19 protein-coding genes and 1 pseudogene are annotated in these 21,969 nt (G+C 62.4%); 15 read left to right on the forward strand and 5 right to left on the reverse strand.

Annotated elements, in window-relative coordinates; translation table 11 throughout:
* The first annotated feature begins 158 nt into the window (after positions 1 to 158).
* Positions 159 to 704: a cytochrome b gene (locus E8E68_RS02820; protein ID WP_110744458.1), complete on the forward strand. Its 546-nt coding sequence runs from the start codon at positions 159 to 161 to the stop codon at positions 702 to 704.
* On the opposite strand, the gene E8E68_RS02825 is transcribed toward E8E68_RS02820, so the two are convergent.
* From E8E68_RS02825 to E8E68_RS02835, 3 genes are all read right to left on the reverse strand, one after another.
* Positions 695 to 1,588, reverse strand: a complete 894-nt coding sequence (locus E8E68_RS02825) for a pyridoxal-phosphate dependent enzyme (RefSeq protein WP_280339596.1) — start codon at positions 1,586 to 1,588, stop codon at positions 695 to 697. The two genes, E8E68_RS02820 and E8E68_RS02825, sit on opposite strands and share 10 nt — an antisense overlap.
* A gap of 93 nt (positions 1,589 to 1,681) precedes the next feature.
* Positions 1,682 to 3,718: an NADPH-dependent 2,4-dienoyl-CoA reductase gene (locus E8E68_RS02830; RefSeq protein WP_280339598.1), complete on the reverse strand. Its 2,037-nt coding sequence runs from the start codon at positions 3,716 to 3,718 to the stop codon at positions 1,682 to 1,684.
* Between the two features lie 262 nt (positions 3,719 to 3,980).
* Positions 3,981 to 4,889 (reverse strand): AraC family transcriptional regulator, encoded by a 909-nt coding sequence (locus E8E68_RS02835; protein WP_014754024.1) that lies wholly within the window; start codon positions 4,887 to 4,889, stop codon positions 3,981 to 3,983.
* A gap of 355 nt (positions 4,890 to 5,244) precedes the next feature.
* On the opposite strand from E8E68_RS02835, the gene E8E68_RS02840 reads away from it, so the two are divergent.
* The 3 genes from E8E68_RS02840 (at position 5,245) to E8E68_RS02850 (ending at position 7,384) form a co-directional block, all read left to right on the forward strand.
* Positions 5,245 to 5,982, forward strand: a complete 738-nt coding sequence (locus E8E68_RS02840) for an SDR family oxidoreductase (RefSeq protein WP_012053248.1) — start codon at positions 5,245 to 5,247, stop codon at positions 5,980 to 5,982.
* A 29-nt stretch (positions 5,983 to 6,011) separates the two neighbouring features.
* Entirely contained in the window at positions 6,012 to 6,266 is a 255-nt protein-coding gene (locus E8E68_RS02845) for an Atu4866 domain-containing protein (protein WP_012053249.1), read from the forward strand.
* 212 nt (positions 6,267 to 6,478) lie between these two features.
* Positions 6,479 to 7,384 (forward strand): AraC family transcriptional regulator, encoded by a 906-nt coding sequence (locus E8E68_RS02850; protein WP_280339603.1) that lies wholly within the window; start codon positions 6,479 to 6,481, stop codon positions 7,382 to 7,384.
* A gap of 203 nt (positions 7,385 to 7,587) precedes the next feature.
* Here the strand turns inward: E8E68_RS02850 and E8E68_RS02855 are convergent.
* Positions 7,588 to 7,686 (reverse strand): annotated as a pseudogene (locus tag E8E68_RS02855) (LysR family transcriptional regulator); the annotation flags it as partial.
* A 298-nt stretch (positions 7,687 to 7,984) separates the two neighbouring features.
* On the opposite strand from E8E68_RS02855, the gene E8E68_RS02860 reads away from it, so the two are divergent.
* The 3 genes from E8E68_RS02860 to E8E68_RS02870 are packed head-to-tail and all read left to right on the forward strand — an operon-like array spanning position 7,985 to position 9,951.
* A complete protein-coding gene (locus E8E68_RS02860) occupies positions 7,985 to 8,749 on the forward strand; it encodes an SDR family oxidoreductase (RefSeq protein ID WP_280339605.1) in 765 nt (254 codons plus the stop codon).
* A gap of 31 nt (positions 8,750 to 8,780) precedes the next feature.
* Positions 8,781 to 9,068 (forward strand): putative quinol monooxygenase, encoded by a 288-nt coding sequence (locus E8E68_RS02865; protein WP_280339607.1) that lies wholly within the window; start codon positions 8,781 to 8,783, stop codon positions 9,066 to 9,068.
* Positions 9,069 to 9,111: 43 nt separating this feature from the next.
* Positions 9,112 to 9,951 (forward strand): oxidoreductase, encoded by an 840-nt coding sequence (locus tag E8E68_RS02870; protein WP_274083746.1) that lies wholly within the window; start codon positions 9,112 to 9,114, stop codon positions 9,949 to 9,951.
* Between the two features lie 128 nt (positions 9,952 to 10,079).
* On the opposite strand, the gene E8E68_RS02875 is transcribed toward E8E68_RS02870, so the two are convergent.
* A complete protein-coding gene (locus E8E68_RS02875; protein WP_012053256.1) occupies positions 10,080 to 10,424 on the reverse strand; it encodes a hypothetical protein in 345 nt (114 codons plus the stop codon).
* Between the two features lie 197 nt (positions 10,425 to 10,621).
* On the opposite strand from E8E68_RS02875, the gene E8E68_RS02880 reads away from it, so the two are divergent.
* The 8 genes from E8E68_RS02880 (at position 10,622) to E8E68_RS02915 (ending at position 21,958) form a co-directional block, all read left to right on the forward strand.
* Positions 10,622 to 11,326: a molecular chaperone gene (locus tag E8E68_RS02880; protein ID WP_280339612.1), complete on the forward strand. Its 705-nt coding sequence runs from the start codon at positions 10,622 to 10,624 to the stop codon at positions 11,324 to 11,326.
* A 25-nt stretch (positions 11,327 to 11,351) separates the two neighbouring features.
* Positions 11,352 to 12,341, forward strand: coding sequence for a fimbrial protein (locus tag E8E68_RS02885; protein WP_280339614.1), 990 nt, complete (start codon positions 11,352 to 11,354; stop codon positions 12,339 to 12,341).
* Between the two features lie 70 nt (positions 12,342 to 12,411).
* Complete coding sequence (locus tag E8E68_RS02890) at positions 12,412 to 15,219, forward strand: ATP-binding protein (protein WP_280339633.1); 2,808 nt, start codon at positions 12,412 to 12,414, stop codon at positions 15,217 to 15,219.
* Entirely contained in the window at positions 15,216 to 16,409 is a 1,194-nt protein-coding gene (locus E8E68_RS02895; protein WP_019752197.1) for an EAL domain-containing response regulator, read from the forward strand. The genes E8E68_RS02890 and E8E68_RS02895 overlap by 4 nt, the downstream gene beginning before the upstream one ends.
* An 84-nt stretch (positions 16,410 to 16,493) precedes the next feature.
* A complete protein-coding gene (locus E8E68_RS02900; protein ID WP_280339618.1) occupies positions 16,494 to 19,706 on the forward strand; it encodes a hybrid sensor histidine kinase/response regulator in 3,213 nt (1,070 codons plus the stop codon).
* A gap of 69 nt (positions 19,707 to 19,775) precedes the next feature.
* Positions 19,776 to 20,423 (forward strand): response regulator, encoded by a 648-nt coding sequence (locus tag E8E68_RS02905; protein WP_280339621.1) that lies wholly within the window; start codon positions 19,776 to 19,778, stop codon positions 20,421 to 20,423.
* 117 nt (positions 20,424 to 20,540) lie between these two features.
* Entirely contained in the window at positions 20,541 to 21,140 is a 600-nt protein-coding gene (locus E8E68_RS02910) for a fimbrial protein (protein WP_266032945.1), read from the forward strand.
* A 71-nt stretch (positions 21,141 to 21,211) separates the two neighbouring features.
* Positions 21,212 to 21,958 carry a molecular chaperone gene (locus E8E68_RS02915; RefSeq protein ID WP_280339624.1) on the forward strand — a complete coding sequence of 249 codons (747 nt, stop codon included), beginning with the start codon at positions 21,212 to 21,214 and terminating at the stop codon, positions 21,956 to 21,958.
* The last annotated feature ends 11 nt before the right edge of the window (positions 21,959 to 21,969 follow it).

Below are 21,969 nucleotides of genomic sequence, written 5' to 3' on the forward strand. Positions count from 1 at the left end.
CGCCTGTTCCGGCCCCTTGGCGGGCACGCCCGCGAAGGGGCTGGGGCAGACAACACAATTTTCACAGACCCAGCGCAAAGATCTGTTCCCGGTAGCCAGTAAAATGACACCTGAGCGCCAGCAAGAGCGCCATTCCGACCTGATGACGAGGACCGATCATGGTTTCATCCACCCCCGCGAACCACTACGCACGCCTGTCCATCGCCCTGCATTGGCTGATGCTGGTGCTGCTGGCCGCTGTCTACGCCCTTATCGAACTGCGCGGCCTGTTCCCCAAGGACAGCGTCGAACGCAACCTGATGAAGGACCTGCACTTCATGCTCGGGCTGAGCGTATTCGTGCTGGTGTGGCTGCGCCTGGCCGTGCGCCTGAGCCGCCCGACCCCGCCCATCGTGCCCAAGCCCCCAGCCTGGCAGACCGGCTTGGCGCACCTGATGCACCTGGCGCTGTACCTGCTGATGATCGGCATGCCGCTGGCCGGCTGGCTGATCCTCAGCGCTGCCGATAAACCGGTGCCGTTCTTCGGCCTGGAGCTGCCGCACCTGATCGGCCCGAACCCGGACCAGGCTAAATTCATCAAGGGCTGGCATGAACGCATCGGCAGCTGGGGCTACTGGCTGATCGGCCTGCATGCGCTGGCTGGGCTGTACCACCACTACGTGCAGCGCGACAACACGCTGCTGCGCATGCTCCCCTACAAGTAACCGCGCCGGCCCTGCAGCCCCCCGGTATGCACGAAGATCAGGCGGCTCCCGGGCGTGAACAGCCCCGCCGCCACCTGGTCACGCAGGGCCAGCAGGGCCTTGCCGGTGTAGAGGGCTTCGAGCGGCACGCCAGTGTGCCGCTCGCAGTCGGCAATGAACGCCAGCAGGTCATCGTCGAACTTGCCAAAACCACCACGGCAAGCGTCGTGTAGCTGGTAGCCATGGGCGCCAGCCAGTGCCGTTACCGTCTCTGGCACACCGTGATCCCTGGGTACCGCCAATGCGCCATGCACAGCATGTGCACCTGCTTCGGCCAATACCAGGCCGGCCAGGCTAGTCCCGGTTCCGGCGGCCAGCCACCAGGCGTCGTAGTCCGCCCAGCCCAGTGCCGCGATTTGGGCGCGGGCCTGCTGCATGATCAGCGTGCAGCCCTGTGCACCGACCAACCCGCCACCGCCCTCGGGAATACAATGCCAACCAGGGTAGCGCGCCTGCCATGGTTCCCAGAAACCCACCTCATTGCGGGCGCGGTAGCCGTTATAGCCCAGCCAGTGCAACTCCATACCCAGCGCCTGCAGATCACGCACGGTGGGCGTGTCTTGGGCATGGCCGCGCAGCAGCCCGGCGGTGGCGAAACCGAAGCGCTTGCCGGCGGCGGCCAGGGCATGCAGGTGGTTTGAGTGGTTGCCACCCAGGCTGATCAAGCCTGGGGCATCGCTGGCGCTGGCCTGCTGTAAGTGGTGGCGTAGCTTGAACCACTTGTTGCCACTGATCAGCGGGTCGATCAGGTCCAGACGCAGGATGGCAGCCTGCACCTGGGCGTGTTGCAGCCAGGGCAAGCTGAGGGGTTGCAGGGGGGCTTGGGGGAGGTCGAATGCGTGCATGGACCGCAGTTTACAAGGAAACCCCGAGGGCCCAGTGCACTACTTGTAAGCGCTGGTTTGCCGGTGATGGGCCGCGCAGCGGCCCCGGCAGTCTCAAAGCTCAGCCGCCAATCTCGACCCTTGGTTGATCGCACGCTTGGCATCCAGCTCGGCCGCAATATCGGCGCCACCAATCAAGTGCACCGACTGCCCCTGCGCCACCAACCCATCCTGCAGCTCGCGCAGCGGCTCTTGCCCTGCACAGATGACCACGTTGTCCACCGCCAGGACCTGCGGCTCACCCTCACCAACGCGAATGTGCAGCCCGGCATCGTCGATGCCCAGGTACTCGACACTGTTGAGCATCTGCACCCGCTTGTTCTTCAACCCGGTGCGGTGAATCCAGCCGGTGGTCTTGCCCAACCCGTCACCTACCTTGGACTTCTTGCGCTGCAACAGGAACACCTGGCGCGCCGGGGCGTGCGGCTCGGCCTTGATTCCGGCTACGCCACCGCGCGCCTCGAGCCCGGTATCGATGCCCCACTCTCTCCAGAAGGCGTCGCGGTCCTGGCTGGTGGCTACCCCTTCATGCACCAGGTACTCCGATACGTCGAAGCCAATGCCACCCGCACCAATCACCGCTACCGCCTTGCCTACCGGTTTGCGTTGCAGCAGCACATCCAGGTAGCTGAGCACCTTGGCATGCTCGATACCCGCAATGGCCGGGGTACGCGGGGCGATGCCGGTGGCCAGGATGATTTCGTCGTAGCCGCCTGCCACCAGCGCCTGCACGTCTACGCGGGTATTCAGGCGCAGGTCGACGCCTGTGCTTTCCACCTTCTTGCGGAAGTAGCGCAGGGTTTCGAAGAACTCTTCCTTGCCCGGTACCCGCTTGGCGACATTGAACTGCCCACCGATCTCACTGGCACTGTCGAACAAGGTCACTGTGTGGCCACGTTCTGCGGCAACGGTGGCAGCGGCCAGGCCGGCAGGGCCGGCGCCCACAACGGCAATGCGTTTCACCTCGCGCACGGGCAGATAATTGAGCTCAGTCTCATGACAGGCACGGGGGTTGACCAGGCAACTGGTCAGCTTGCCGCCGAAGGTATGGTCCAGGCAGGCCTGGTTGCAGCCGATGCAGGTGTTGATTTCATCCGCGCGACCGGCAGCGGCCTTGTTGACGAAGTCCGGGTCGGCGAGAAACGGGCGGGCCATCGAGACCATGTCCGCGTCGCCCTCCGCCAGCACCGCCTCGGCCACTTCCGGGGTGTTGATGCGGTTGGTGGTGATCAGCGGAATACTCACCACGCCCCGCAACTTGGCAGTGACTTTGCTGAAGGCCGCACGCGGCACTTTGGTGGCGATGGTCGGAATACGCGCCTCGTGCCAACCGATCCCGGTATTGATCAAGGTAGCGCCGGCCTGCTCGATCGCCTTGGCCAGCAGCTCGATCTCGTCCCAGGTGCTGCCACCCTCGACCAGGTCGAGCATCGACAGGCGGAAGATGATGATGAAATTCGGGCCGACCGCGCCACGTACCCGGCTGACGATTTCCACCGCCAGGCGCATGCGGTTCTCATAACTGCCGCCCCAGCGGTCGGTGCGGTGGTTGGTGAGAGCGGCCAGGAACTGGTTGATGAAGTAACCTTCCGAACCCATGACCTCGACACCGTCATACCCGGCGCGCTGGGCCAGCACTGCGCAATTGACGAAATCGGCGATCTGCTTTTCGATGCCCTCCTCGTCCAGCTCCCTGGGCTTGAACGGGTTGATCGGCGCCTGGATCGCGCTGGGTGCCACCTGGCGCGGGCTGTAGGCATAGCGCCCGGCATGCAGGATCTGCAGGCAGATCTTGCCACCGGCGGCGTGCACCGCTTCGGTGACGATACGATGCTTTTCGGCCTCTTCCTCGGTACTGAGCTTGGCTGCACCGGAATACACCCCGCCTTCATCGTTGGGCGCAATGCCGCCCGTGACCATCAGGCCAACGCCGCCGCGGGCGCGCTCGGCAAAGTATGCAGCCATGCGCTCGAAACCGCCGGGGCGCTCTTCGAGGCCGGTGTGCATCGAGCCCATCAGGGTGCGATTGCGCAAGGTGGTAAAGCCCAGGTCCAGCGGGGCAAGCAGGTGCGGGTAGCGGTCGGCGGCCATGGAAAGGTCCCCTGATGGCGTGATCACGGATTGCGGGCACCTCACTGGGTGGCGGGCCCCGTCGTTTGTCTGTCAGCGACATTAAACAGCCGTTTGAAAGGGCTCAATGATCGAAACTGACAAGTTATTGATCCTGGCGCACAGCGAGACTGCTGAGGGCTGACGCATCAGCCCGACCGATATCAATACCCTACGCTGCCCCCCTTTACTTGCTTGCGGGGCATAGGGGGAGCCTCTTTGCATGCCCTTTCCACCTTGCAACTCATCCCATCGATCGAATCTTTGCGATGTCCTTGCTTGGAGGGGCTCCGAACATCCGGCTGTATTCTCTGCTGAACTGTGACGGGCTCTCATAGCCCACCGTGAACCCGGCCGTGGAAACATCCAGCCCTTCTGAAATCATCAACCTTCGTGCGTGCTGCAGGCGCAGTTGTTTCTGGTACTGCAACGGGCTCATCGCGGTGATTGCCTTGAATCGGTGATGAAGCGTGGAATTACTCAAATTGACATAGCTCGCCAACTCATCGATGTGCAGCGGCTGCGCATAGTTGTTGTTCAACCATTCGATAGCTCTTGTCACCCGGTGGGTCTGACTGTCGTTGATGGCTATCTCATGTAATCGCTGGCCCTGCTGGCCTTTGAGCAACCGGTAGAATATTTCCCTGAGGGCCAGCGGAGCCAATGCCGGGATATCGGAGGGCACATCCAACAGACGTACCAGTCGCAACATGGCATCAAGCAATGGGGTATCAATCCTGTCCAGATAGAGGCCGCGGCGAGATGGCTGGCTGGGTACGCCGATTGGGCTGACGTCGGCAATCAACTGAGCGATTTCTGCCGGGTCGATATCCAGGCGAATGCAGAAGTAGGGCCTCTCTGGAGAGGCCTCGGTCACTTGCCCAGCCAGAGGCAGTGTCACAGAGACAACCAGATAGTTCAGTTGATCGTAGGTATAGCTTTCATCCCACAACTGGATCTGTTTCCGGCCCTGTACAATTATGCACAGTCCCGGTTTATGAACCGTATGGATGACGTCTGTTGGCGTGTCGCTGCGTATGAAATGCAACGGATCAATCGCCGTTTGATAGACGCCGTATGTCGGAGCAAAACGTTGCATCGCTGATGCCAGTTCGGCCCTGAGGCGTGTCAGCTCATCGTCCAGATCACTCACTACCGTTACCTCCCCGTTCGGCTGTCCCGATTGCAGAGGATAGGTGGGTTCGCATCCATTTGGGTAGATGCCGAATCGATCATTTGATCTGCCAAAAGCCCGGTTTTTCCGGGCTTTTGGCGCAGCCCAGGCACATCAGGCATTGATGACTCGGTCCACACCGTATCCGGGTCGTGCAGCCCTCAGACAGTCCAGGATCGGGCAAAGGGCTGACATAAGTCGCAGATCAATCATGCAGGATCGTGCATGACCGTCGCAGGAATCACATAACGCTGTTCCCCCCAGGATTCTTACTCTTGCCTTAACACCTGCCGTTCAGCAGGTGCCTCTGAAACCAGGAACAGGAGTGAGAAAAATGCACGGCATCGAACACAAAGTCATCGTGATTACAGGCGCCAGCAGTGGTATCGGCGAAGCCACAGCCCGCCTGCTCGCCAGCAAAGGCGCTCGCGTCGTTCTGGGGGCCCGCCGTACCGACCGCCTTGAAGCCCTGGCCGATGACATTCGTTCAGCAGGCGGTACCGCTGATGTGCTGGCACTGGACGTCACCAGCCTGGACGACATGCAGTCCTTCATCGACTTCGCTGTCGAATTGCATGGTCGCGTCGATGTACTCATCAACAATGCCGGCGTAATGCCACTCTCGAAACTGGAAGCGTTGAAGGTCAATGAGTGGAACCGGATGATCGACGTGAACATTCGCGGCGTACTACACGGTATTGCTGCAACGCTGCCGCTCATGCAACAGCAGCGGGCTGGCCAGATCATCAATATCGCCTCAATTGGTGCCTACGCCGTGAGCCCTACCGCTGCGGTGTACTGCGCCACCAAATATGCCGTCCGGGCAATTTCCGAAGGTCTGCGTCAAGAGGTCGGGGGTGATATTCGAGTCACGGTGATTGCACCAGGCGTTACCGAATCGGAGCTGGCCGACAGCATTTCGGATGAAGGCGGACGCACGGAGATGAGGGAGTTCCGCAAGATCGCGATTCCCGCTGCGGCCATTGCCCGTGCGATTGCCTACGCGGTCGAGCAGCCAGCGGATGTCGACGTCAGCGAGCTGATCGTGCGCCCAACCGCGAGTCCATTCTGATGCTTTATTGACGATAGCGAGGAACAGAGATGGGCAAGCCATATGGAAACCAGAACACATACGTTGGCATGTGGGTGACGGCTGACGGTCGGATTCGCCATGAACTCTTGCCCGGGGGCCGCTACGACGAAGCACGCGGTCGGCAAGCAAGTGCTTACCAAGGCCGCTATTGGTTGGAGGGTGATCACATCGAGTATGTCGATGACACTGGATTTACCGCTGATGGTGAGTTTCGCGACAATGTGTTGTACCACGCCGGGATGGTTTTATACCCCGAACGTTAAAGCGCAAGCCGGAATGGAGACATTCCGGCTTTGTCGTGACTCTGAACCCTGAAAGCCCTGTCGTTGCGTCCAGAGTGTGTTGTCACTGCCGTGACCAGATCAGGTGAAATACACTGCGCGCTGTCCGCCTTGAACCTGTACCTGACCGTACGGCACCCAGGAAGCGAGGCAGCTTTTATCCTGCGTACTCGCCAAGAAAGAGGGAGGACACTATGACCATGGATGTGACAGAGCGGACTTCTGCCCATGGTTTGGAGGCACACATCCGGGGCAAGCGAATTGCCGCTTCGGACGTGCTGGCCGACCGGGACATCTTGGTGCAGATTTTCAACCGGGAACGTGAGGAAGGTAACTTCATCGTCCCAGCGGTGGCCGAACCCTTGCTGGTCTGGATCATTTCGGGAAACGCTGCCGTACAGGAACGTGAGCTTGGGGGCCAATGGGAAACCAGCGAAGTTGCTAAAGGCGATTTCTTTTTGACCACTTCGGCGCAACCGTATGAGATGCGTTGGAACGTCTCCAGCGCAGACGACTTTGAAGTCATGCACATCTATCTCGGTGTCCCGCTCCTGGAAAAAGCCCTCCATGAAGTACTGGGCGGGCCTGTCGAGGCCGTTCGCCTGCGGGAAGTGTCAGGCGGGCGTGACGAAGGACTGTCGGTACTGCTGGAGCATGTTCGGCTGGAACTCATGGGACGTGGCGCGAGCCCGCTGTATTTGCAAGGTCTCGCCCAATGCATCGCCGTCTACCTTGCCCGCAATTACCTGGATAGCTCAGCGGACGATCGCCCACGCCGCAACGCTCTCCCCGCGTACAAGTTTCGGCGCGTGCTGGCGGCCATGGAAGCCGATCTGGCAAGGGACTTCAATTTAAGACATTTGGCCGAGGTTGCCGGGATGAGTGAATGCCACTTCAGCCGAATGTTCAAAAAAGCCGCCGGATATTCACCCCTGCAGTTCTTCATCAGGTTGAGGATGGCTCGGGCCCGGCAGCTTCTCCTCGAGACCGATCAGAGCATCATCGATGTAGGCCTGGAGGTTGGGTATAGCAGTCACAGCCATTTCTCACAGGTGTTCAAACGCGAGGTGGGCGTAACGCCCACGCAATACCGCCAATAGCGGAACACGATGCCGTATAGAAGCTCGGCGAACGCATCGGTTTTTGTTACCGACCGCCCAGTGTGCCTTCAAGATCCCTCCAGCCGAACAGCCAGGGGCTCAGCGAGCCGGCAACCGTGCAGCGGCGTTGCGTAAGCGCGAGCGACACCTTAACTGGCCAACGCAGGAATCGGCGCATTCAGGGCAACGGCAGCCCGGACCGGATGCAACTTGCGCGCTGCTCCAGCAAAACTGCCGACATCGACTACTGCAAGAAATACCCGCAGTTGATCGAGCGTTGGGGTACCCGGGTCTGAAATCATTGCTCTTCTCTCGAACGTTCCGGCTCATATTATCTGAGGTTTGCAGGTAAGCCAGCGGGTCAAAGCCCCGATGAGCCAGGTGCCCCTGTGTTTACTCCGTTCCTGGATGGCGGGGTTGGCTGGCGATTCAAAGCATGATTTGCACTTACGGACCGAGAGGACTGCATATCGGCGCAAAATCCCGACAGCCTCGGCAAGCTTACGAAAGCCTCTCTCTGCGCGTTGCGCGACAGTAAAGCCGTCCCTTACAGGCTAGAGCCGGCGAATGTCTCCTCGGCTCACAACGCAGGAGAGCATCATGACTACTATCACGCCCAACATTCCGCATGAAGTCGAAGGCAAAGTCGCGCTGGTCACCGGCGCCGCCAGTGGCATCGGCAAGGCAATTGCGCTTTTGCTGCATGCACGTGGCGCCAAGGTCGTTGCCGAAGATATCGACCCTGCCGTAGAAGACCTCGCACGTCCAGGGCTGGTCCCACTGGTGGCGGACATCAGCGAAGATGGCGCTGCCGAACGTGCCGTAGGCCTTGCCGTCGAGCGGTTCGGCCGTCTGGACATCCTGGTGAATAACGCCGGGATCATCATCAACAAACTGGTCATCGACATGACCCGCGAAGACTGGGAGCGCATCCAGGCAGTTAATAGCACCGCGGCCTTTCTGCATTGCCGCGAGGCAGTCAAGGCAATGATGCCTAACAAGGCCGGCGCAATCGTCAATATCGCCTCCTATGCTGCCTACTTCGCCTTTCCAACCATCGCGGCGTACACCGCCTCCAAGGGTGCGCTGGCACAGCTGACCCGTACGCTGGCACTCGAAGCCATCGAGTACGGTATCCGTGTCAATGCCATCGGCGTCGGCGACGTGGTCACCAACATCCTCAATGACGTGGTCGAAGACGGTCCGGGCTTTCTTGCCAAGCACGGCGAAGCGGCCCCCATCGGCCGAGCCGCACAGCCGGAAGAGATTGCCGAGCTCGTCGCGTTTCTCGCGTCCGAACGGGCCAGCTTCATGGTCGGCTCGGTTGTCATGGCCGACGGCGGCATGACCGTGACCGCCGGTTGATCGGTCTATCCCCCATAAAGGAGCCCATAGCATGCTCACAAAGCTTGCGTTCTTTACCGCACGCCCCGGGCAAAGCGGTGCCCTCGGCCAGCGCCTGTTGGCGCTGGTCGGCCCCACACGGCAGGAGCCTGGCTGCGTCCGTTACGACATCTACCAATCGGGCGACTCGGTCGAGGGTTGGCTTGTTTACGAGGACTGGCACTCGTCCGAGGCCTTTGACGGACATCTGCAGACACCTTATGTGCAGGCCTTCATGACCGAACTCGACATGTTCTGCAGCGAGGTCCCCAAGGTCCATACGTTCGAGCGGCGCGCCTAGACGATCAAGCACTGAACCCGACCACTTGCAGGAGGACCCTCCCATGAGTACACAGAACACCTGGCTGGTAACCGGCTGTTCCACCGGTTTTGGCCGCCACATTGCAACCCATTTGCTCAAGCAAGGCGAGCGCGTGGTTGTCACCGCACGCAAGACCGAACAGGTGCAGGATCTCGCCAGCCTCGGCCAATCGCTGGTACTGCCACTGGATGTAACCGATGCCGAACAGGCCAAGGCCGTGGTGGCTGAAGCTGAACGCGTATTCGGCAGGGTGGATGTACTGGTCAACAACGCCGGTATCGGTTACTTCGCCGCTGTCGAGGAAACAGACCCGCAGGCGGCGCGCCGCCTGTTCGACGTTAACTTCTTCGGCACCTCCCATATGATCCAAGCAGTGCTGCCCGGCATGCGCCAGCGGCGTCAGGGCATGATCGTGAACCTGACCTCCATAGGTGGGCTCGCGGGCTTCCCCGCAGTGGGCTACTACTGCGCGAGCAAGTTCGCTGTCGAGGGGTTATCGGAAACCTTGCGTGCTGAGCTTGAGCCCCTGGGGATCGGTGTCATGACGGTCGAGCCCAGCGCATTTCGCACCGAATGGGCAGGCTCATCGGGTGAAGTGCCGGAACCGATAGCGGACTACGAGGTTACCGCAGGTAAGGCGCGCCGTGCCTACCACGCTTCGGTCGGCAAGCAGGAGGGGGACCCGGCCCGTGCAGCTGCGGCGATTCATACTGCGGTTACTTCGCCTCAGCCACCACACCGCCTGCTGCTGGGCAACAGAGCATTCGATGTGGCGATGGCCAAGCTGTCCGCCATGCGTACGGAGTTCAGCGTCTGGGAAGCCACCGCTCGCGGCGTCGATTTTCCAGCGTCCCAGGTTTGAGAACCAGCGGCTCGCTTCCCGAGCCGCCATCCAAACGAACCGGCGGATTGCCTGTACGGCAATTCATGTTGTGTTGAGAGCTGAAGCTGAAGATGTTCTCCAAAGCGCGAGCGAGCGGCTGCCCGCCCTCAAGGTGAGGTCAGGATCACCACGTAATGGCCTTGGGTCAGCGGCTCGCCCCGCCCGTCGACCAGCCTGTAGGCCTGGTCGACCGTGGCCCCCTGATCGACGCGTACCGCCTGCGCCGGCAGTGCCTGGCCGTCCACGCCCTCAATGCCGATGACGCTGTCACGCGCCAGCGCCGGACAGTCATCCATGCGCCAACCGGCACTGCCCACGGTGGTCGTGCAGGACGGCTCGACGATGCTGCCAGTGAACTGCAGCATACCCGAGGCGACGACGGCGCCTGCCTGGGCCTGACCGACCAGGGCCAGACTCATTGCAACACTCAATGCGAATCGCTTGCCGCTCATGGTTTCCACTCCCCGATACCCACGTTTGAGCCTATCGGATGAGCAGCGACCGGGCCGTCTGCGCGCGTGAGGCAGTTCACAAAGCAGGCATTTAAACCACACGGCAATTTAAGAAACGTCTCAAAGCCGGGGGCGGCCCAGCTATCTAGGATGCCCAGGTCCTTCCCAGTCACCCTCACCGGAGCCCTGCCCTGACCATGTCGCGCTTGCTTCATACCCTCTCGCGCCCAGCCATGGCGGCGCTGGTCCTGATGGGCCTGGCGTCCGGTGCCTGGGGCCAGCTCAAAGTCGAGGGCACACGCCTCATTTACCCAGGCTCGAACAAGGAAGCAAGCATCAGCGTGGTCAATCGCAGCGACCTCGACACCGTCATGCAAAGCTGGGTCAGCAGTACCGACGAACGCGCCGATGCGCCCTTCGCCATCGTCCAACCGTTGGCATTGATACCGCCCAACGGCCGGCACATGCTGCGGGTGCTGTACGCCGGCAAGGGCCTGCCCGAGGACAGGGAGTCACTGTTCTGGCTGAACATCCTCGAGATCCCGCGCAAACCCGAACAGGCCAATACCCTGCAATTCGCCGTTCGCCAGCGCCTGAAGCTGTTCTACCGCCCCGCCGGCCTGCCCGGCTCGGCCAGCGAGGCGGTCGAGGGCCTGGCATGGCGCGCACGTCAGCCTGGCCTGATCGAAGTCAGCAACCCAAGTGCCTTTCACGTTTCGCTGGTCAACCTCCAGCTCGACAGCCCCGGGCAGTCGCGCCAGCTTGCGGACTACGCCCTCCTGCGCCCGGGGGCATCGCTCACCCTCGAGGCGCCCTCGCCCCTGCCCGCGCAAAGTCGCGTGGCGTTCAGCGAACTCACCGATATCGGCCTGCAGAAGCGCCACCACATAGCGCTGCCGTGAACACACCGCCACAGGATACCCACTCATGAACCTGATCCGGAAACACTTGCTTGGCCTGCTTTTCGTCGCCGCCAGTTGCCCCGCCACCAGCTACGCACTGTCCTGCAAGCTGGACCCGTCCATGGCGGCGGTATTCAAGGAGGCACTGGGCACCGCACTGGCGGTACCGGCCGACGCGCCCGACGGCACGATCATCTGGGAATCGGCACCGCACTCGGTTCCGGTCATCTGCGCCGACGACTATGAAACCGGCATCAAGGAAGATGTCTATTTCTATCTCAACCCGGCCAAAGCCAGTATAGGCAAGGGCATACGGGTCGGGATTCGCTACGGCTCGCAGAACATCACCCAGACGTCGGGCGCCGTCACCACTGGCTACAACTCGCTTTATGGTTGCAACTGGGCGAACTGTGCGGGCTGGGACAAGGCCCGCTTCACCCTGAACTTCACGGTGTTCATCGAAAAGAACGGCGCAACGCCAACCGACGGACAAGCCAGCACGCTCAGCGAGTACCGGGTATTCCAGTTGGACGGCAAGGGCGGCCTTAACCCAAAACCCGACAGCAACCTCAACTATGTCGTCACCGGCATGAACAACATCCGCTTCGTGCCTTGCTCTCCCGAGTTGACCATCTTGCCTTCGGTGGTCAATTTCCGCCGTGCCCTGGCCAGCTCGGCACAGGTCGGCCAGGTCGCCAGCTCGGCCAGTTTCAGCCTCGACCTGACCAGATCCTGCGACACGCCCTACACCGTCAGCGCCCGCTTCACCCCGGTCGCTGGCAGCGCCAGCATCATCGACAAGCTGCTGGTACCCGCCAACAACACCTCCGTCGGCATCGCCCTGACCCAGCAAGACAGCAACCAGCCGGTGCCTTTCGCCACCTGGTTCAAGCTGGCCGACCTGGCCGCGCCGGGCGTGATCCACAACCCGTTCCGCGCCGACCTGATCTGGCGCTCGGCGCCCATTTCCGGTCCGTTCGAAGCCACGGCGCTGGTCGACCTGTACTACCAGTAAAACCTTCGGCCAGGCGATCTTTAAGGATCGTCTGATGTCCAGTTGCCAGCGGCCTACTTACATTTGCGGGATGCGACTCAAAGCCTACCTGCAACAGATCAACCCCCTTCTCTCCAACCCCGAGGCAGCACGCCGCCTGCTTCGGCTGCTGGCAATCGTGCTATCGGCCGGCATTCTCGGCGCGGCCTACAATTTCCTGTCCTTTACCTTCAACACCGATATCGCTCGGCGCCATGGTGCCATGAGCAGCGCGATCGCCGAGGCCCATACCTTCTTCACCAACCGCGAGGCGCTGCTGGAGAGCCTGAGCCTGGCAGCCGTGCGTCAAACGGCGCCGGGTGTCGACTGGCTGCCCCTGGCACCGGGCGAAGAAGTGCACCTGCAACTGGGCAGCCAGCCGGGCAAGCGCTGGAGCCTGTGGCTGACCCAGCGTATGTGTGCCTACCTCAAGGCCCGGCAGGTCAACCTGCTGTATGTCGACACAGCGGCGCAGGCCCCCATGCGCTGGCTGTACAACGCTGACGCCCAGGCCTCGCTGCCTTCATCGACCCTGCTGGAGCAGCTGCTCGCTGCTGGCCAGCGGGGCACGGCCCCTCGGGAACTGTGGCTGGCTGACCAGGGCGCCCAAGGTTCGCGCCTGTTCATCTTCCTGCGCCTGGACGCACGCGACCCGGGCTCTGGCTGGCTGGGCCTGGAAATCGACAGCCATGCAGTGTCGCCGTCGCTCGAGGATGCCAGCGCGGGTAAGTTCATGATGTTCAATGCCGACGGCATGCTGGTGTTCACCAACACTCCAGGCTCGACGCTGGACCGTTCGCTGCACCATCCCGTGGGTAACAACTTCTTCGGCTTCGCCGGCCAGGGGCTCCTGCCAGAGTACCTGGTCATCAGCAAGCCGTTGATGTCTTCGGACTGGCAACTGGTTTACGCGATCGACCTGTCCGCGATCCTCGCCGGTCTGTGGCAGCAACTGCTGGGTGCCTTGCTGTTCTGCGTGCTCAGCATCACCTTGATACGGGTGTTGATCCAGCGGTTCGACCAGCGCTTGTTCACCCCCACGGTTGAACGCATCCGTGCGCTGGTGGAAAGCGAGATGTTCAGCCGCGACGTCATCGAAACCGCACCTGTCGCCCTGTGCGTGCTGCGCCGTAGCGATGGCCAGGTGGTGCTGGAGAACCACCTGGCCCAGCAGTGGCTGGGCCAGGACCCGGCACGCGGCGCGCGTAGCGCGCAATGGATCGAGCAGGCTTTCGAGCGACAAGAAGGCCAGTGCAGCGACTATTTCGAGAGCGCCGAAGGGCGCCACCTGTACCTGAGCTGCTCGCCAACCCGCTACAAGGGCGAGCCGGTGCTGCTTTGCGCGTTCAGCGACATCAGCGCACGCAAGCAGATCGAGGCCGCACTGGACGACGCCCGGCGCGCGGCCGACACCGCCAACGAAGCAAAGACCCAGTTCCTGGCGACCATGAGCCACGAAATCCGCACACCGCTGTACGGCGTGCTGGGGACCCTGGAGCTGCTGTCGCGCACCGTGCTCGACGCCCAGCAGCGCGATTACCTGCGGGCAATCGAAGGCTCCTCGTCAACCTTGCTGCAGTTGATCTGCGACGTGCTGGACGTGTCCAAGATCGAGGCCGGTCAGCTGGCCCTCGAACTCAGCGAGTTCAGTGCCCCGGACCTGGTCCGCGAGGTGGTCCAGGGCTACAGCGCGGCAGCCAGGAGCAAGGGGCTGCAGCTCTACAGCTGCCTGGACCCACGCCTGCCGGAACACCTGATCGGCGACGTCAACCGGATCCGCCAGATCCTCAACAACCTGCTGAGCAATGCGGTCAAGTTCACCGATTGCGGCCGCGTGGTGCTGCGGGCCAGGCTGCTCAACCGCGACGGCGAACGCTCCTGCCTGTTGTGGCAGGTTTCGGACACGGGCAAGGGCATCGCCGAACAGGACCAGCCGTTCATCTTCGACCCTTTCTACCAGACCGAAGGCCATAGCCAGGTCATCCCCGGCACCGGGCTCGGCCTGCCGATCTGCCAGCGCCTGACGCAATTGATGAACGGCCAGCTGCGCCTGGTCAGCGAGCTGGGCCTGGGCAGCAGCTTCAGCCTGACCCTACCCCTGGAGGTGGCGTCAGGCCGCACCAGCGCCCCGTTCAACTTGTTGGGCGAACGCATTCACGTGGTATCGCCCGTACACGAACTGGCTGAAGCCATCAGTGGTTGGCTCTGCCGCTGGGGTGCGCGTGCACAGGTCGGCGCGCCGGCCCCAGGCACCGCCCTGCCCGGCGAACTGCTGGTCGAGCTGCATCCCGGCACTGTCGAACGCTGGCTGGTCGCCGAATGGCCCGGCCCGCGAATCCTGGCCAGCGCCCAGGACTGCTGGGAGGCGCGGCACGAGGCCGGTCACTGGCAGGTCAACCTCAACGACCTGGGCGCCCTGCACCATGCTGTCGGCCAGGCCCAGGGCCTGCGCCGTCCCAGGGACCCCGCCGCGCCGGCCCCCTTGACCGAGCCGCTCGGGCTGCACGTGCTGGTTGCCGAGGACAATGTCATCAACCAGTTGATCCTGCGCGACCAGCTCGAGGAGCTCGGCTGCAGCGTGACCTTGGTCAGCGATGGCGAGCAGGCCTTGCAAACCTGGCAGCGCGAGCATTTCGACCTGCTGCTGACCGACGTCAACATGCCCGGCACGAACGGCTACGAACTGACCCGGGCCCTGCGCCGGTTGGGCTGCACCCGTCCCATCGTCGGCGCCACTGCCAACGCCCTGCGCGGCGAGGAAGAACTGTGCCTGGCCGCCGGCATGGATCGCTGCCTGATCAAGCCCTTCAACCTGCAAGTCCTGTTCAACTGCCTGGCCCCGTATCGAGGTAGCCCTTGAAGACCTTTAACATCCTGATCGTCGAAGACCACCCCTTCCAGCATATGTACCTGCAACACTTGTTCAGCGAGCTTGGCAGCTTCAACCTGGAAGCGGCCCGGGATGGCCAGGAAGCGCTGGAGCGCCTGCGCCAGCGTGACTTTGACCTGGTGCTGACCGACCTGCTGATGCCCGGCATGGACGGTGTGCAGTTCATCCAGCACCTTGCCGGCCTGCGCCACAAGCCAGGCCTGGCGATCATGAGCGTGGCCTCGCGGCGCATGCTCATGGCGGCGAGCCTGGTGGCCAAGAACCTCGGTGTGGACGTGCTCGGGTTGATATCCAAGCCGGTCGAACCCGCCGCGCTGCGCAGCCTGATCGACCAATTGCAGTTGCACCATCAGGCACCGGCCCAGGCGGTACCGGCCACGCCCGAGTTCGATCGCCAGACCTTGGTCGATGCCTTGAACAACCGAGCTTTTCAGGCCTGGTTCCAACCCAAGAAGTCCTTGCACAATGGTCGCATCGTCGCGGCAGAAGCCTTGGTGCGCTGGATGCACCCGGAGCAAGGGGTGTTGCTGCCAGGCACCTTCCTGCCAACGATCAATGCCTTTGGCCTGGAGGAAAGGCTGCTGTGGGTGATGCTCAAGCAAGCCATGGATGCCCAGGCGCGCTGGCGCGAACGGGGCTATGACATCCCGGTCTCGATCAACCTGCCGACCCACCTGCTGAACAGCCATGACCTGGCCGACCGGCTGCTGGAATTCGTCCTGCACCACCAAGGGGTGCCCGGCAAGCTGTGCTTCGAGCTGATGGAATGCTCCATTCCCGAAGAGCTGAGCAACTTCTATGCAGGCGCCTGCCGCTTGCGCATGAAAGGTTTCGGCCTGTCCCAGGACGACTTCGGCAAAGGCTACAGCTCGTACATGAGTCTGGTCTCGACGCCCTTCACCGAACTGAAGATAGACCGGGCGCTGGTGCAGCGTTGCGATGAAAGCGAGAGCCTGGCCTCGGCCTTGGCCAGCATCGTTGCCCTGGGGCGCAAGCTCGGGCTCACCGTGGTCGCCGAAGGGGTCGAGACGCCTCAGGAGCTCGAAATGCTGCGCAAGGTCGACTGCAACCAGGTGCAGGGCTTTTTGATCTCCCATGCCGTGTCGGCGGAACAGTTCCAGCGCCTGCTGCACAACGACGGTCCCCCGTCAGCCTACTGACCGGCTGTAACTCACAGCGCCGGCCGGGCATCAAAGGTAATATTCGTTGGGTATCGATGCCCCCACGCCCTTGCGGACCCTTGCATGAAACAGTACAACGCCCTGCTGGAAAACCTGGCCCGCAGCTCTCTGCGCCTGAACAAAGGCATGACCGTCCTGCTGGGCCTGGCGCTGCTGCTGGCCGGTTTCAGTCTCTGGTCGCTCGAGCGCCTGATCGACGAACACAGCGACACGGTCAGCATCCATTTCGCCCGGCTGATGGAGAATGTCCAAGAGCAGGAAACCTTCCTCGAGGCCCTCGTGCAACGCAGCGCCAAGGGGGAGCTGCTCGACTACCCACGTGCGCTTGAGCCGGCGCTGGCGCCAATGCCCGAGGAAGGGCCGGACATCTACAAGGGCCAGATCTTTCCATTTTCCATGCCGTTCAGCCTCAAATTCGACCCACACAACCTGGCTGACCGCGAAGTATCGGACATCTTCACCCTGGGGGCGAACCTGGCCAGCTTCTATAGCATGTTCTGGTCGGCGTCTCCGTACCGTTCACCACAGGTGTTCCTGTTCTCGCCGGATGCCCGTTACGACATCACGGTTCCCGCCGCAGGACGCGGGCGGGGCAAGCTGGAGAATGAACCGTTCATCGATGTGATCAGGCAGGTCATTGTGCGCCAGCCTCAGGACAAGGACTGGGGCCCAGGCAGCAGGATCGTCTGGCGCAGCTATGTCGAGCAGCCGGACCAGGCCTCCCCGCCACGCGTGCTGGCCTACGCCAACGTCCCTCTGCGCTCGGGCAAGGCAGAGGGCCAAGCCACGCAAGTGGCGTCGCTGGTGGACCTGGCCCAGATCGATGATTTCGAACGCATCATGGACTGGACCGTGTATGACCACTTTAACCTCATCACCCCATCCGGCGAGGTGCTGATCGGCGCGCCCGCGCCCCTGAAGGGGGTGCATGAAGGCCTGAACATCAAGCCCGAAGGCCTGGTGTTCCGTCTCCACGAACAGGCCAACGGTGGCTGGAGTGCGATCTACACCGTGACCTACCGGCACTTCTTCCGTTACGCGTTCTGGTCGCTGGCCAGCATCGCCGCCACGTTCCTGGTCCTCATCGGGCTGGGCCGGGTGGCCATCCGTTGGTATCAGCGCGAGGTCATCCTGCCTGCGCGCGCGGCCCACGAGATCATCACCGAGAGCGAGGCCTTCAGCCGGGTGGTCATCGACACCGCCCCGACTGGCCTGTGCGTAATCCGCAGCGCCGACAACGAGGTGCTGCTGGAGAACCAGCGGGCGCAGCAATGGCAGGGCACCCGCGAGCTGGTCAGTACCCTCGCCTCGGCAGTGGGCAACACCCGCAATGGCGAGCACTACCTACAGGTCGAAGGTCGCCACCTGCAGGTCGGTTTCGTGTCGACCCGCTACCACGGCGAAGACGTGCGCCTTTACGCATTCAACGACGTCACCCGCCATGTCGAGGACGCCCAGGCGCTCGACGAAGCCCGGCGCGCCGCCGACGCCGCCAACACCGCCAAGACCCTGTTCCTGGCCACCATGAGCCACGAGATCCGCACCCCGCTGTACGGCGTGCTGGGCACCCTCGAGCTGCTCGGCCTGACACACCTGGATGCACGCCAGCAGGGCTATCTGCACACTATCCAGCGCTCCTCGGCAACCCTGTTCCAGCTGATCAGTGACGTGCTCGACGTGACCAAGATCGAATCCGGGCAGATGGCGCTCGAACCCGTGCCGTTCTGCCCGCTGGACATGCTCGAGGACACCGTGCGCACCTATCGCGCCTTCGCCGAGCGCAAGGGTTTGTTGCTCTATGCCTGCCATGACGCCCGCCTGCCGGCGCAGGTGGTGGGCGATCCGATACGCATCCGCCAGATCCTCAACAACCTGCTGAGCAACGCCATCAAGTTCACCGACACCGGTCGGGTGGTGCTGCGCACCCGCGTGCTGGCGCTCGACGATACCCACGTGCGGCTGCAATGGCAGGTTGCCGATAGCGGCATTGGCATTTCCCAGGCGCAGCAGGCCAGGCTCTTCGAGCTGTTCTACCAGGTCGCCGATGCCTCCAGCGAGGGCGGTGCGGGCCTGGGCCTGCCGATCTGCGGCTGGCTGGCTGACATGATGGGTGGCCAGATCAAGGTGGTCAGTGAGCCGGGGCTGGGCAGCAGCTTTTCCCTCAACATCAGCCTGCCACTGGCCCAGGGGGCGCTGAGCGACAGCCCAAGCGCAGTGCCCGACCCGACCCCGGTGTATGTGCGTGCGCCGATACCGGAGCTTGCCCAGCATGGCGTCGACTGGCTGCAGCGCCTGGGTATCGCCGCGACCCTGACGATTCCACCCCTGGAGAAGGACAACCACCAGGCCCTGCTGGTAGACCTGCTCGACTGCCCCGACGCTGCCACCTGGCATGGCCAACGGATCTGCGCCAGCAGCGACGGCCCTACCCCCGGCGCGTTCGTCGACGGCTGCTGGCGGGTAGACCTGCATGACGTGCGGGCCATCGCCCAGCTCATCGCGGTCGTGCGCCAGGGCGGGTCGCCCGATGACCAGAGCACCGCGCAACAGCAAGGCGCCGCTCTGCGTCTGCATATCCTGGTGGCCGAGGACAATCCGATCAACCAGGCGATCCTGCAGGAGCAACTCGAGGCGCTGGGCTGCACCACGGTAGTCGCGGCCAACGGCGAACAGGCCATGCAACGCTGGCAGCCAGGCCAGTTCGACCTGGTCCTGACCGACGTAAACATGCCGTTGATGAATGGCTACGAACTGGCCAGGACCCTGCGCCAGCACGACGCCCGGTTGCCGATCATCGGCGTCACCGCCAATGCACTGCGAGAAGAAGGCCAGCGCTGTCTCGAGGCGGGCATGAATGCCTGGATGGTCAAACCGTTGAGCCTGCAGGCGTTGCGCAGCCATCTGGCCCGCCTGTGTCGGCCAGCACTGGCCGAAGCCCCCAGCCGTGCGCAAGCGGACAGCCTCAGCGCCTCACCCTCCCCTGCAGCCACCGATACCGTGCAAGTGTCCGACGCCATGCGCGCGCTGTTCATCACCACCCTGCGTGAGGATATGCAGCAATTGCGCCTGGCCCTTGAGCAAGGCGACCAGCGGCGTCTTGGCGAGCGCCTGCACAGCATCGCCGGCGCCCTGGGCGCGGTACAGGCCCGGCCCCTGGCCGAGCAGTGCTGTGCGCTGGAGTCCGCGCTGGCCGAGTCGCCGCTCGACGCGGCCCTGGCCGATAAGCTGGAAGGGGTGTTGAACAGGCTGTCAGCAATGCTCGATGCCCTCGCATAGAATCAACTTCAGCGCTGATAGCGCATGGAAACAACCCTCCCATCCGCACCGGCTAACGGGTCGTCTTTTATGGAAAAACTCAAGGTCATCATCGCCGACGATCACCCCATCGTGCTGCTCGGCGTCCGGGAACTGGTCGAACGCGACCCACGCTTTAGCGTGGTCGGCGAAGCCGTCTGTTCACAAGGGCTGATCGAACTGCTCGAACGCCAACCCGTGGACATGGTCATCTCCGACTACAACATGCCGGCAGACTCACCCTACGGTGACGGCCTGAAACTGATCGACTACCTCAAACGTCACTATCCCGCCGTCCGCATCCTCGTGCTGACGATGATCTCCAACCCGCTGATCCTGACACGGCTGCAGGAACTGGGCGTGGACGGCGTGATCCAGAAGAGCCAGTTGCATGGCGAAATCGAAAAGGCCCTCAATGCCGTCGCCCGCAACCGCACTTACCGGGCGCCGGCACCGGCACGGCAGTCCGTGGTCGCCTGTAACACCGCCATCGATCAACGGGTGGAAAACCTGTCACCCAAGGAATTCGAAATACTGCGCCTGTTCGTTGCCGGACAAAGTGTCAGTGAGATCGCCCGCAGCCAACATCGAAGTACCAAGACCATTAGTGCGCAGAAAGTTTCCGCGATGCGCAAACTTGAAGTGAACAGCGATCAGGAATTGTTGGCGTATTGCCTGGCGAGTCATATCTTTAATTAACTAACGAGCGTCATTGCCCCGCCATTAAGATTCGTCTGATGGGCCAGAGAAACCACCTGACTTATGGTGAGCGTGCACTAAGTTGCAGCACTTACTCACTCTCATGTGGACATCAATATGAATAAAGTTTCCCTGGCCGCCCTGACCCTCTCGCTCCTGACCGCTTCGGCCGGTGCACTGGCCGTCGAGGCCACCGGGCCAATCACCGGTGGCAGCGGCAAGATCTCCTTCACCGGCGTGATCAACAATGATGCCTGCTCGGTCGATGGCGCCAACGCCGACCGCGTGATCGCCGTGGACATGGGCAGCGTCGCGATCAAGGACATGGGCACCGCCGAAAACCCGACCGCTGGCCGCGTGACCGGCAAGGACTTCAACCTCAACGTCAACTGCAACCTCGGCACCAAGGTGGCGATGATCTTCGATGCCAACAGCGGCGGTTCGGGCCTGGTGACTGGCAAGAAGGTCCTGGCGCTGACCAAAGGCACCGGCACTGCCGCCAACGTTGGCATTGCCCTGCTCGACGCTAATGGCAACCTGATCGACCTGAGCTCGGCCGCCACTGCCAAGATCCAGAGCGACGTGCACGGCACTGGCGCCGAGGGCGGCGACGCCACCCTGAGCTTCTCTGCGGCGTATGTCACCACGGGCGCCGCCGGCACTGCCACCGCCGGTCGCGGTGACGCCACCCTGCCGTTCATCCTGCAGTACGAGTAATCACTTCGCCGCTGCTCCCTGCGCGAGGCTGACCAGCCTCGCCACTTCTTCGCCCCGCAAGGTACACAACCATGTTGCGTCGTTCTCTGTATCCCGTTCTCGGGTTGCTGGGCATGCTCGTCGCCGCCCAGGCAACTGCCAGCATCTCCCTGAGCGCTACGCGCGTCGTGTTCGACGGTGCGCACAAAGAAGCCAATGTCATCGTGCGCAATGGCATCCAGGAAGTCCTGGTGCAATCCTGGGTGGATGCCGGCGACCGCGCACAGGCACCGTTCGCGATTACTCCACCGTTGGCCAGAGTATTGCCCAAGCAGGAACAACTGTTACGCATTCTCTATGAAGGCCAGGGCCTGCCGACCGATCGCGAGTCGGTGGTCTGGCTCAATGTCCAGGAAATTCCGCAAGCCAGTACCCAGGCCAATACCTTGCAGTTGGCGGTGCGCCAACGTATCAAGATTTTCTTCCGCCCGGCCAACTTGCCCGGCAATGCCCTGCTGGCCCCCGAACAACTGGTCTGGCAATTGACCCAACGCGCCGGGAAGCCACAACTGACCGTGAACAACCCCAGCCTGTATCACGTGTCGATGGCCGATATCGAACTTAAAAGCGGGAAACAAACCGTGCTCAACGCCGAGTCGACCATGATCGCCCCTGGCGAACAAAAGACATTCACCTCGGTATTTTCCCAGGTGGACGGCCCGTTGACGCTGACGTTCAAGAGCATCAACGACTATGGCGCCCAACATGGATATTCCTTGCGTTTGAACACTGCCCAGCCGGGTAGCGCCAAGCCTGCCGAACCCGCCATCACCTTGTGAAATCGTAGCCC

The organism is Pseudomonas sp. BN607 (assembly GCF_029871175.1).
Lineage (GTDB): Bacteria > Pseudomonadota > Gammaproteobacteria > Pseudomonadales > Pseudomonadaceae > Aquipseudomonas.

Coding starts and splice junctions, on each gene's coding strand:
- E8E68_RS02915 (WP_280339624.1), top strand. CDS start 21,212: ATGTTGCGTCGTTCTCTGTATCCCGTTCTCGGGTTGCTGGGCATGCTC.
- E8E68_RS02820 (WP_110744458.1), top strand. CDS start 159: ATGGTTTCATCCACCCCCGCGAACCACTACGCACGCCTGTCCATCGCC.
- E8E68_RS02840 (WP_012053248.1), top strand. CDS start 5,245: ATGCACGGCATCGAACACAAAGTCATCGTGATTACAGGCGCCAGCAGT.
- E8E68_RS02875 (WP_012053256.1), bottom strand. CDS start 10,424: ATGAGCGGCAAGCGATTCGCATTGAGTGTTGCAATGAGTCTGGCCCTG.
- E8E68_RS02825 (WP_280339596.1), bottom strand. CDS start 1,588: ATGCACGCATTCGACCTCCCCCAAGCCCCCCTGCAACCCCTCAGCTTG.
- E8E68_RS02850 (WP_280339603.1), top strand. CDS start 6,479: ATGACCATGGATGTGACAGAGCGGACTTCTGCCCATGGTTTGGAGGCA.
- E8E68_RS02905 (WP_280339621.1), top strand. CDS start 19,776: ATGGAAAAACTCAAGGTCATCATCGCCGACGATCACCCCATCGTGCTG.
- E8E68_RS02830 (WP_280339598.1), bottom strand. CDS start 3,718: ATGGCCGCCGACCGCTACCCGCACCTGCTTGCCCCGCTGGACCTGGGC.
- E8E68_RS02865 (WP_280339607.1), top strand. CDS start 8,781: ATGCTCACAAAGCTTGCGTTCTTTACCGCACGCCCCGGGCAAAGCGGT.
- E8E68_RS02890 (WP_280339633.1), top strand. CDS start 12,412: ATGCGACTCAAAGCCTACCTGCAACAGATCAACCCCCTTCTCTCCAAC.
- E8E68_RS02900 (WP_280339618.1), top strand. CDS start 16,494: ATGAAACAGTACAACGCCCTGCTGGAAAACCTGGCCCGCAGCTCTCTG.
- E8E68_RS02845 (WP_012053249.1), top strand. CDS start 6,012: ATGGGCAAGCCATATGGAAACCAGAACACATACGTTGGCATGTGGGTG.
- E8E68_RS02885 (WP_280339614.1), top strand. CDS start 11,352: ATGAACCTGATCCGGAAACACTTGCTTGGCCTGCTTTTCGTCGCCGCC.
- E8E68_RS02870 (WP_274083746.1), top strand. CDS start 9,112: ATGAGTACACAGAACACCTGGCTGGTAACCGGCTGTTCCACCGGTTTT.
- E8E68_RS02860 (WP_280339605.1), top strand. CDS start 7,985: ATGACTACTATCACGCCCAACATTCCGCATGAAGTCGAAGGCAAAGTC.
- E8E68_RS02880 (WP_280339612.1), top strand. CDS start 10,622: ATGTCGCGCTTGCTTCATACCCTCTCGCGCCCAGCCATGGCGGCGCTG.
- E8E68_RS02910 (WP_266032945.1), top strand. CDS start 20,541: ATGAATAAAGTTTCCCTGGCCGCCCTGACCCTCTCGCTCCTGACCGCT.